Origin of the sequence: Woronichinia naegeliana WA131 (genome assembly GCA_025370055.1) — a bacterium.
In the GTDB taxonomy this organism is placed as follows: Bacteria; Cyanobacteriota; Cyanobacteriia; order Cyanobacteriales; family Microcystaceae; genus Woronichinia; species Woronichinia naegeliana.
Genome location: CP073041.1, coordinates 4,584,958 through 4,597,085, shown reverse-complemented (window position 1 = coordinate 4,597,085; position 12,128 = coordinate 4,584,958). Strand labels below are relative to the sequence as shown.

Sequence of the window (12,128 nt, the reverse complement as noted above, 5' to 3'; positions counted from 1 at the left end):
GATTAAATTACAGATCAGCAAGCAAAACCTTGCTTTAGGTTTCAGGTTGATTAAAATGCTCTTGTATGGATTTTTTAAGTTGATCAGCCAAAACTTTGACATTGGGTTCATAGAGCATTTGTCCATGATTTCCTGGTACGGAAACCACCTGTACAGGTTTGTTACTATAGGGTTGCCATCCCCAATCGGATTGCTCGTAATGGGACATAGCTTGATGTTCTTGCACCACGATTTCTTTGGCATCCTGAGCGCGAAATAAAACAATCGGGGCGGAAATTACAAAATTGGGTTGGTAAGCCGCATAATTAAGAGTAACTCGTTTCATCACCTCAAGATTAGTTTTGAGCAAAGATAGGGTAGAATGTTCGGGTAACACATTGTGACGATATAAAGCCTCCGCCGCAAGCTCCCAACGGTTTTGATCATCGGATCGGGCGGCCAGTTGCTCATAGTTAAGGCCCAAAGAAATCCCTTTAACCGCTTCAATTCGTTCAATCATATGCCAAATCCAATCTAGATCGCTTCTTTGGGTAATATGATCAGGGTTTGCCACCAGCCCCGCATCAAATATACCCAATAAACTGATCGTTTCTCCTTGTTGTTCTAGTTGGAAAGCCATTTCTAAGGCAACCGAACAGCCTGATGAGTATCCTATTAAAATATAAGGGCCTTTTGGTTGTTTTTGTCGTAAGGTTTCAATGAGGGAACTAGCATGATCTTCTACTGAAATTGGGAGGGGATGAGAACCATCTCTGCCTGGTGTTTCTAGTCCATAAACAGGATGTTCATCGGCAAAATTTATGGCTAAATCGCGAAAATAGAAGGCGTGTCCATTCGACCCAGCTACACAAAATATTGGTATTTTTTGTCCCGAAGGTTGCAATACTAATAAGTCGGAAATGAATTCTTGTACCTCAACTTGAGACAGTTGTTGCGCCAATTGAGCAACGGTGGGATTCTGAAACAAACTGGTTAAAGATAGTTCCTGATTAAAGCTTTTTTGAATCTGATTTAGGAGTTTAATCGCTAGTATTGAATGTCCGCCCAAATCAAAAAAGTTATCATGAATGCTAATTTTTTCACATTGAAGCATTAAAGACCAAATTTCAGTTAATTGTTGTTCAATTGTGTTACGAGGAGCTTCATATAGATTTTTGGATTCATGATTAGGAAGCGGTAAAGCTTGACGATCAATTTTGCCATTGGGGGTTAACGGAAATTCATCTAACCTGATAATTTGGTTAGGAATCATATAATCAGGTAAATAAGTTTTGAGGTGTTGTTTTAATTGTTGAGGAAGATCATCAACTTGTTCGCCTGTAACATAGGCCACTAATTGCTGATTATTTTCGGTTTTATGTAAGTTAACAATTGCTTCTTTAACAGCAGGATATTCCACTAAAATTGACTCAATTTCTCCTAATTCAATGCGAAAACCTCGCAATTTTATTTGATGATCAATCCGTCCCAAAAATTCAATATTACCATCATTTCCCCATTTTGCTAAATCTCCTGTTTTATAAATTCGTTCTATTTTTCCGAATAAATTAACTTCAATAAATTTCTCATCTGTTAAGTCAGGACGATTCAAATAGGCGATCGCCAACCCAACTCCTGCAATACATAACTCACCTGGAATACCAACAGGAACAGGTTGAAGGTATTGATCTAAAATATAAATTCTGGTGTTACTGATGGGTTTTCCAATCGGAATAGTTATTGCTGTTTTCAGTAATTTCTCGACCAAATACCAAGAAGAAAAGGTTGTATTTTCTGTTGGCCCATAGACGTGCAGTAAGTTCTGCGGTGAACCTTTGTCTAAGACTTCTTGTACCCATTTAGGATCAACCGCTTCCCCACCAAATAATAGATAACGAAGAGAACTAAAGGTTTCTGGAACTAATGAGGCCAACTGATTGAATAAAGCCGTTGTTAAGAATAAGACACTAACTTTTTGAGATTGAAGACTAGCGGCAAATTTTGATGGCGAAAGCAGTATAGATTTAGGGATAATAACGAGCTTTGCTCCATTCAGTAATGCGCTCCAAATTTCAAACGTCACAGCATCAAAAGCAATATTTGCGGCTTGAGCAACTCTGTCTTCAGGAGCTATTTGTATGTAGTTAGTTTTTAATACTAAGCGATTGATCGCTTGATGATTTACCGCAACTCCTTTTGGTTTTCCTGTTGAACCAGATGTATAAATGATATAAGCTAAATCATTCGGCTGATTTTCGATACCTAAGTTCTCCTTTGATCCGAGTTCAAAATCACATTCATCTAAGCAAATTAGATGGTCAAGGTTCTTACCTTGGGATGACAAAAATTTATCTTGAATAATACTTTGTGTTAATAAAATTGAAAGTTCACTATCGCTAATGATATAATCTATTCGTGATTCAGGATAGTTCGGGTCAATGGGAACATAAGTGGAGCCTAATTTAAGAATACCTAATAACCCGATAATCATTTCTAAAGAAGGCTCGATACAAATACCAATTAAGATATTGGGTTCAATCTGATAGTTTTCTCGTAAATAACGAGCTAACTGATTAGCTTTTTGATTGAGTTCTTGATAAGTTAAACTTTGTTTTTCAAAGACTAAGGCTATGTTGTTAGGATAGCTTTTGACTTGTTCTTCAAATAAATTAACTAAAGTTTTATCTTGAGGATAATTCGTATTTGTTTGATTCCACAGTTCTAATTGTTTTTGGTCAACTTTGGTTAGCCAAGATAGATTATAAATTGTTTGCTGTGGGTTAGTGACAATTTGTTGTAAAAGAATTTCCCAATGTTCTGCCATTCTTTGAATGGTTGTTGTTTCAAATAGATCAGTTGTATATTCCCATATACAATTTAATTGACCATCAGATTCTAAAGCTAAAAGGGATAAATCAAACTTAGCAAAGGGATAACTTGAGTCTAACCATTCAATTTTTAATTCTGGTAAATCGAGAGCTTCACTGTCATTATTTTCTACCGCAAATATGACTTGAAAAATAGGATTATAGCTAAGGCTACGAACAGGCTTTAATTGTTCGACAAGAAACTCAAAAGGAATATCCTGATGCTGATAAGCTTCTAAACAAGTTTGACGAGTTTGCTGTAAAAATTCTTGAAAAGTTTGCTCTGGTTTAATTTGATTTCGTAGCACTAAAGTATTGGCAAAAAAGCCGATTAATCCTTCGGTTTGACGGTGAGGACGATTGGCAATGGGGGAACCAATACATAAATCATTTTGTCGGCTATAACGAGAGAGTAAAAGATTAAAAACCGCCAATAAAAGCATATATAAACTGACCCCTTCTTGTTGACTGAGACTGTTTAATTGCTCAATTAATTCAGGGGTTAAAGTATAACTATAATGAGCACCTTTATAACTTTGTATTGGAGGACGAGGATGATCAGTGGGTAATTCTAATCGTGGTGGTGCGTCTTTTAGTTGTTTTTTCCAATAGTTAATCTGAGTTTCTAATATCTCTCCCTGTAACCAATTTCGTTGCCAAGTTGCAAAGTCACTATATTGAATTGGTAAGGGTTCAAGGGTTGGTTTTTGTCCCTGGGAAAAGGCAAGATAAGCATGGCGTAATTCACGAATAAAGATACCCATTGACCAGCCATCACTGCTGATATGGTGCATATTTAGTAGCAAAATAAATTGATTGTCTTTTAATTGTAGTAATTTAGCTTTAAATAAAGGGCCAGTCTTGAGATTAAATGGTTCTTGAACATGATTATTGATTAATGTTTGAACCGTTACAGACTGAGTGGGTTGATCAAGATTGCTTAAATCTTGTAGGCTCAACACATTGAAATTTTCTATCTTTTTAATCCGAATCTGGGGTTGTCCTTCAACGGTCGGAAAATACATCCGCAAACTTTCATGACGATTGATGACATAGGCTAAACTCTCAGAAAGAGCATTAACATTAAGCTTTCCCTCTAATTGTAAACAGATTGGCATATTATAGGTGGCATTAGAGTTTTCCATTTGCCCTAAAAACCAAAGTCTTTGTTGAGCAAAAGAAAGCTGTTTTAACGCATTTTTGGGTAATTTAGGAATATCTTTTTGAGATGTAACGGCTTGGTCTTTAGCTGTATTTAAAAAAGCTAAAATCTCGGTTTTATTAATTTTTATTTGTTGGATTAATTCAGCAGGAATGTCATTTTTTGTCTTCCGAAGGCGTAACTTGTCTCCATCAGCAGAAATTCGACATCCAAGTTGTCGTAACTCTCCCATTAAGTTGATAATTTGTTGATCATTACTCATAGTTCAATTTCCTCTTCATCTAAATCTAAGGGTTGAGAATCTTCTGGAGCATTAACCCATAAACAGGTATCAAGATAGCCCGCTAATTCCTTGAGAATGGGATATTCAAATAATTTACTTACAGATAATTCGATTTGAAATTGCTCCCGAATACGGCTAATTAATTGAGTTGCTAATAAAGAATGTCCTCCTAGGTAAAAGAAATTATCTTGGCGAGAAATCCCTTCGTATTTAAGCAATTTCGACCAGATAGCGGCCAGGAGCACTTCTGTGGTTGTTTGGGGTAATTCAATATCCGTTGAGACAATGAATGCTTCAGGTGCGGGTAAGGCTTTGCGGTCTATTTTTCCATTAGGAGTTAGGGGTAATTTCGACTGTTGAATAAAATGGCTAGGAATCATATACTCAGGGAGAGTTTGCCCTAAAAAATCTCGCCACTGGTTGCTTAAAACTGGATCAATAGAATTAGGATTAACAGTTAAAGGTTGATTTGCATAATCTTGCCAAGATTGGGAATTTAAGGTCTGTTTTAAAGCAAAACGAGGCTGACTAAAAGGATAAGTTGTATTGCGTTGAAAAATGACTTGATAAGTGGAAAATTCGCGATCGCTATATTGAATAAATGGAGTATAGGGTAAGTTCTCCGTTAAGGTTCGTAATGCTTCAGGGTTGATACCCGTTTCCATCTGACTTAAAAAGGCTTTTAACTGTTTAACCGTTCCCTCAAACTCAGGAATTTTTTCCAATAATACCATTTCTGAAATCAGACGAATATTGGGGATGTATTGAATCCCTAACAAATCAGGTTTTTGAGTGTCTAAAATGTGTTGAATCTTTTCTAGATTAAGTTGTTCTAATTCCCAGTTTAACCATTGCCATTCTGTAACAAGGGTTTGAGGTTGATCTAGGTATAGGACAACATCATAACGAAAACGATTCATTTCTGTTTGATTATAACCCCGTTTTAGTTCGATTTGAACTTGACTAATCCGAGGATATTTTTGTTTTAGGGCAATAAAGAAATCGGGATCAATCAGTAATTCTTCTTCTGTCCTCAGACTGTTTCTAATTCGTTGACGTAATTCTTGAATCGCTAGGTCATCATCCCCACGATAGAATTCAACGGCTGTATGGAAAGCCTCTAGAAGTTTAAAGTTTCTCACATCTCCGATTAAAATTTTCCCCTCTGTTTCTAGAGAATTGATTACTCCATCTAAAACCTCTAATAAGTAATCAATGGAAGGGAAATATTGAATGACAGAATTGAGAATAACTAAGTCATAACTTTGGGGAGCAATTCCTTCAAACTGATTCGCTGGACTCTGTTTTAATGTAACCTTTTTCTCCAGATTTTGTAATCTTAAATTTTCCTGAACATACTGTAAAGCTTTGGTTGAAAAATCTGTTCCGATAAAAGTTTGACAATGGGGCGCGATTTTAAATAATAACATCCCTGTTCCACAGCCAATTTCCCAAACTCGTTGAGGTGCTAATTCTAGAATTTGTTCAACCGTTTTGTCTCGCCATTCTTCCATCTCTGTCTTAGCATAGGGTTGTCCTGTGTAGCTATCATTCCAACCTGTAAAATTAAGTGTGGGGTCATCAATTTCAGTATCTTGCTGATAGTAGCCATCATCAAAAATACTCTGCCACAGTTCTACTTGTTGCCCTGCTAGTTGTTTTACTTCTGAGTCTTTTCCTGTTTCACTGGGAACAATATAGGCGACTAAACGGGGGTCGAAACCTGTATCTTCCCGCAAAATTACAACAGATTCTTTAATGTTAGGATGTTGGGCTAAGGCAGTTTCGATTTCCCCTAATTCAATGCGAAAACCTCGCAGTTTTACTTGTTGGTCAATGCGTCCTAAAAATTCCAAATTGCTATCAGTTCGCCATTTAGCTAAGTCTCCTGTTTTGTAAATTCGTTCGGTTTTTCCCAAGAGGTTAACTTCAATAAATTTTTCTGATGTTAAGTCTGGACGATTCAAATACCCCCTCGCCAAGCCAACTCCTGCAATAGATAATTCTCCTGGCATTCCTGGGGGTAAAAGTTGCTGATTATCATCTAAAATATAAACCCGAATATTATCTAATGGTTTACCAATATTGGGTTTTTGACCATTCGCTTGACAAAGAGAAAGTGTCGCTGTTACCGTTGCTTCTGTAGGGCCATAGCAGTTAAATAAACGTCTTTGATTTGCCCATTTTTCTATCACGTCAGTAGAACAGGCTTCGCCCCCCACCGTTATATTTTCTAAATGGGATAAGTTTGCCTGGGGTAAAACCGATAAGGCGGAAGGAGATAAAAAGCTATGGGTGATTTTGTTCGTTTCTAGAAAATTGACTAAGGTTTGGGTGGGTAGTAATGTTTCTTTTTTTGCTAAATATAAACAAGCACCATGACTAAGATTAGTAGCGATTTCACCAATGGATAAATCAAAACTAAAAGACCCAAATTGAAGTAAACGACTTTGCGGTTTAACGTGAAACAGCTTGCCCCAGTTTAAGCTAAGGTTAACAATTGCTTGATGTTCAATCATCACCCCTTTTGGTTGTCCCGTTGAACCCGAAGTGTAAATCACATAAGCTAAATTATTTGGCTTACTGAGAACATTGGGATTATTAATCGGGTATTGGGCAAATTTATTTTCATCTAAACACAAAACTTGAGCAGTTTGAACCCATTGCTCTAAAGGTAATTTGTCTTTAAGGTTACGCTGGGTTAATAAAACTGTTGCTTGACAATCTTCTAAGATTAAACGAATGCGATCGCTGGGATAATGGGGATCAATGGGGACATAGGCGGAACCTGTTTTAAGAATACCCAACATTCCAATAATCATGTCTAGGGAACGTTCAACACAGATACCCATTAAAGTATCTGGTTTAATGGCGTAATGTTTCAGTAAATAATGAGCTAATTGATTCGCTTTGGCATTCAGTTGTTGATAAGTTAAACTTTCTTGTTCAAAAACTAAGGCTAAATTATTAGGATTTTCCTGGACTTGTTGCTCAAATAAATCTACTAAGGTTTTGTCTTGGGGATAAGGAGTCTCTGTTTGATTCCATAATAGTAACTCTTGCCGATTAGTTTCTGTGAGTAAAGGTAGGGTATTAATAGACTGTAGTGGGTTGCTAACAATTCCCTCTAGCAACAATTTAAACTGTTCTGCCATTCTTTGAATAGTGCTGGCTTGAAAGAGATCGGTGGCATATTCCCATGTACAGTATAGTTGACCATCTCTTTCCACTAAATCTAATAATAAATCTACTTTAGAAAAGGGATAAGTTTGCTCCAGAGCTTCAACTTTAAGCCCAGTTAAGCTTACATTTTTTCCCGATTTTTCGATATTTTGTAACACAATAACCACTTGATATAAAGGGTTATAACTTAATGTGCGTTCTGGTTGTAGTGTTTCGACCAAATACTCAAAAGGAATATCTTGATTACCATAGGCATCTAAACAGATTTGACGACTTTTTTGTAGTAATTCACTAAAGCTGTGTTCAGGATTAACTTGACTACGCAAAATCAAAGTATTGACGAAAAAACCGAGAGATTTTTCTGTATGACTATGGGTACGATTGGCAATCCCAGTTCCAATACATAAATCCTCTTGGCGACTGTAACGAGACAGTAAAATACTAAAAGCCGTAAACAGAGTCATAAATAAACTAACTCCCTGTTTTTGACTCAAATTTTTTAATTTTTCAGTCAGTTCTTGACCTAATGTATATTCTTCTCGTCTTCCTTGATAACTAGGTTTGGCAGGGCGGGGATAATCTGCGGGCAAATCTAACAATTGAGGAGCATCTTTTAGTTGTTTTTTCCAATAATTTTCTTGACTTTCCAGGACTTCCCCCGTTAACCAATGACGCTGCCAAATAGCATAATCACTGTATTGAATGGGCAAAGGGGCTAAGTTCGGCATATTTCCAGCCACAAAAGCATCATAAGCTTGTTCCCATTCGCTTTTGAACACTCCCATTGACCAGCCATCACTGATAATATGGTGCATATTCAAGAGTAATACGTTTTTCTCTGGATTTAATTGCAGTAATTTGGACTTAAACAGCGGCCCGTTGCTTAAATCAAAGGGATATTGAGCATCGCTATCAATCAGTTCTTGTACCGTTTTAGCTTGAACTTGGGGATCAAGTTCTTGTAAGTCCAGGATTTCCAGTACGCTAATGTCCTCCACATTATGGACAAAAATTTGTGGTTCTCCCGACTGGATGGGGAAAGAGGTACGCAGAATAGTATGACGTGAGAGAAGATAGGCAAAACTACTACGCAACGCTTCTAGATTTAAGTTACCCTCAAGTTGCAATGCACTGGGCATATTGTAGGTCAGTGAAGTCCCATCCCCTTCTAATTGGGCCATAAACCAAAGTCTTGATTGAGCAAAGGATAGCACCTTCGGTTCCTGGGAGGGCTGGGGAGTGAGAGGAGGTAAGGCGATCGCTCTATTTTCCTGTTCAATTGCTGTTGCTAACTCAGCTAAAATACTCTGCTCAAATACTTTACGAACGGCTAATTCTACCCCAAAACTGTTACGAATACGGGTGACTAATTGAGTGGCTAATAATGAATGTCCTCCTAATTCAAAGAAGTTATCCCGACGACCTACAGATTTGATTTTCAAGAGGTCTTGCCATAAACTGGCTAATAATTCTTCTGTGGGAGTAACTGGCATTTCGCCATCGGTGAATGTTTTTAAATCAGGGATAGGTAGGGCTTTTTTATCTAATTTTCCATTAGGGGTTAGAGGAAAAGTCTCTAAGACCATAATCTGATTGGGAATCATGTAATTTGGCAAATGGCTTTTCAGTAAGCTTTTCAGTTCATCTCTGACATCACAGTGTTTTTCTTGCGGGATAATATAAGCCACTAATTGCTGATTATTTTCAGTTTCATATAAGTTAACAACCGCTTGTTTAACCATGGGATGCTCTAATAAAACTGCTTCAATTTCCCCTAATTCAATGCGAATCCCCCGTAGTTTTACTTGATCATCAATACGTCCTAAAAATTCTAGATTTCCATCAGTTCGCCATTTAGCTAAGTCTCCTGTTTTGTAAATTCGTTCGGTTTTTCCCAAGAGGCTAACTTCAATAAATTTCTCTGATGTTAAGTCTGGACGATTTAAATATCCCCTTGCTAACCCAACTCCGGCAATACATAATTCTCCTGGGATTCCTGGGGGTAAAAGTTGCTGGTTCTCATCTAAAATATAAGCCTGAATATTAGCTAATGGTTTGCCAATATTGGGTTTTTGACCATTGGCTTGACAAAGAGAAATTGTCGCTACTACCGTTGTTTCTGTTGGCCCATAGCAGTTGAATAAACGTCTTTGGTTTGCCCATTTTTCTACCACTTCAGCAGAACAAGCTTCTCCCCCAACCGCTATATTTTCTAAATGGGATAATCTGGCTTGGGGTAAAACAGACAGGACTGAAGGGGGAAAACAACTATGGGTGATTTGGTTCGTTTCTAGAAAATTTACTAGAGTTTGAGTTGGTAGTAATGTTTCTTTTTCTGCTAAGTATAAACAAGCACCATGACTAAGGTTAGTGGCGATTTCACCAATGGATAAATCAAAACTAAAAGACCCAAATTGAAGTAAACGACTTTGAGGATTAATAGATAAGAGTTTCCCAAAACTTAAGGCAAAATTAACAATTGATTGATGTTCAATCATTACCCCTTTCGGTTGCCCTGTTGAACCCGAAGTATAAATCACATAGGCTAGGTGATTAGGCTTAATTGGAGTTGTTAAATTATGGCTTGGCAATAAATCATAATCAAACCGATCTAAATCAATGAACTGACTTAACGATTTTAATTGCGATAGGGATAATTGATATTGAACAAAACCCTGGGTTAATAAGACTGAAATTTTACTATTTTCTAAAATAAATTTAATTCTATCTTCTGGATAATTGGAGTCAATCGGAACATAAGCAGCACCCGCTTTTAAAACCCCTAATAAACCGATAACCATTTCTAATGAACGTTCGGTACAGATGCCCATTAAGCTATCTGCTTCAATCTGATAGTTTGCTCGTAAATAGTGAGCTAATTGGTTAGCTTTTTGATTGAGTTCTTGATAGGTTAAGCTTGTCTGTTCAAAGACTAATGCTATATTACTAGGGGTTTGATTAACCTGTTCTTCAAATAAATCAACTAAAGTCTGATCTTGAAAATAGTTACTATTCGTTTGATTCCATATTTTTAGTTGTTTTTGGTTAGATTCCGTCAGTAACGGTAAAGTATTAATTGACTGTTGAGGATGATCAAAAATTCCCTGTAATAAAACTTCTAAATGTTCTGCTATTCCTTGAATAGTCTTGGCTTCAAACAAATCTGTCCGATATTCTAATTCTGCGATTAACCCCTGGGGAGTTTCCCGACAAATCAACCCTAAATCAAATAAAGTTGTTTTGTTTTCCCAATCAAAATTACTGATGGTTAACTCTGGTAATTCTAAGGTCTCTTGAGATCCATTTTGTAAGGTAAAAAACACTTGAAATAAGGGATGATTACTCAGTGATCGCTCAATTTGTAATTCATCAATTAATTTCTCAAAGGGTAAGTCTTGATGATCATAAGATGCTAGGGTTCTATCCTTAACCTGTTGCAACAATTCCAAAAAAGTAAGATGTCCTTGTAAATTAGTTCGTAAGGCTAAAGTGTTCACAAAAAAGCCCATTAACGGCTCTAATTCCTGACGGTTTCGATTGGCGATCGCCGTTCCAATGACAATATCTTCCTGTCCACTATAGCGATAAAGTAGCACCGTAAAAGCAGTGAGAAGAGTCATAAACAGAGTTGTTCTTGATGTTTGACTTAATCCCTTCAATTGCTGTGTTAAAGTCAGGTTGAGATGTAGAGATTGACTAGAACCCTCATAGGTTTGTACAGAGGGACGAGGTTTATCAATGGGAAATTCTAAGATAGGGGGAGCATTTTTTAACTGTTGCTGCCAATAATTGAGTTGGGTTTCTAGTATGTCTCCCTGTAACCATTGTCGCTGCCAATGGGCAAAATCAGCATATTGAAGGGCTAATTTGGGCAAAGAAGCAGGTTTGTTGAGGGAAAAAGAGGTATAAAGAGTGGATAATTCTTGACGGAATATATCAACTGACCAACCATCAAAAATAATATGGTGAATAACTAATAATAAAACATGAAATTGAGGGTTAATTTCGAGTAATTTTACCCGCAATAAAGGACTTGTGGATAAGTCAAAAGAGGTTTGCAGTTCTTCGGTGGCTAATTGTCGGGCTTTCTCTAATTTAATATTTTCTGTCTCTCCCTCTAAGTTAATCACTGGTATGCTTAACTGATAAGGAGGATTAATAACCTGTACAGGAGACTCCTTAACCACAGAAAAAGTCGTCCGTAATACTTCATGACGGTTAATCATTTCGGTGATCGCCTGCTCTAGTGCCTTTACATTAAGACTTCCCTTAATTTGCCAAAAAATCGGCACATGATAAGGGGAATTTTCTTGATCAAATTGCGCTAAAAACCAGAGTCTCGTTTGAGCAAAAGAGAGAGGAATATCTTCTTCTCTTGATACAGGAATCAATGATAATTTTTGTTGCTTTTGATTATTCCCAGGCTTTGATTGTTGCTGCCTCAGCTTTTGCAGCACTAATTCTCGTTTTTCAGGGGAAAGATTTTCTAAACGTTTTAGTAGATCACTCATAGGATTTGTAGAAGATTAGTTTTTAAAGAAATAGAAGCAAGAAAGAAAAACTTTTAGAAGTTATGTAGAATTACTAAGTAGCTGATTGCAATTAAATATAAAATGTGGGATGGGCATCCTGCCTGTCCACAGGCTAGAAGCCT

Annotated in this window: 2 protein-coding genes; both read right to left on the bottom strand. The window is 36.9% G+C overall.

Annotated features, from left to right (window positions below):
• Window positions 1-34 precede the first annotated feature (34 nt).
• Window positions 35-4,270 carry an amino acid adenylation domain-containing protein gene (locus KA717_23145; GenBank protein ID UXE58885.1) on the bottom strand — a complete coding sequence of 1,412 codons (4,236 nt, stop codon included), beginning with the start codon at window positions 4,268-4,270 and terminating at the stop codon, window positions 35-37.
• The gene (locus KA717_23140; protein UXE58884.1) at window positions 4,267-11,985 is read right to left on the bottom strand and encodes an amino acid adenylation domain-containing protein; all 7,719 of its coding nucleotides are present in this window, start codon (window positions 11,983-11,985) and stop codon (window positions 4,267-4,269) included. The genes KA717_23145 and KA717_23140 overlap by 4 nt, the downstream gene beginning before the upstream one ends.
• Window positions 11,986-12,128 lie beyond the last annotated feature (143 nt).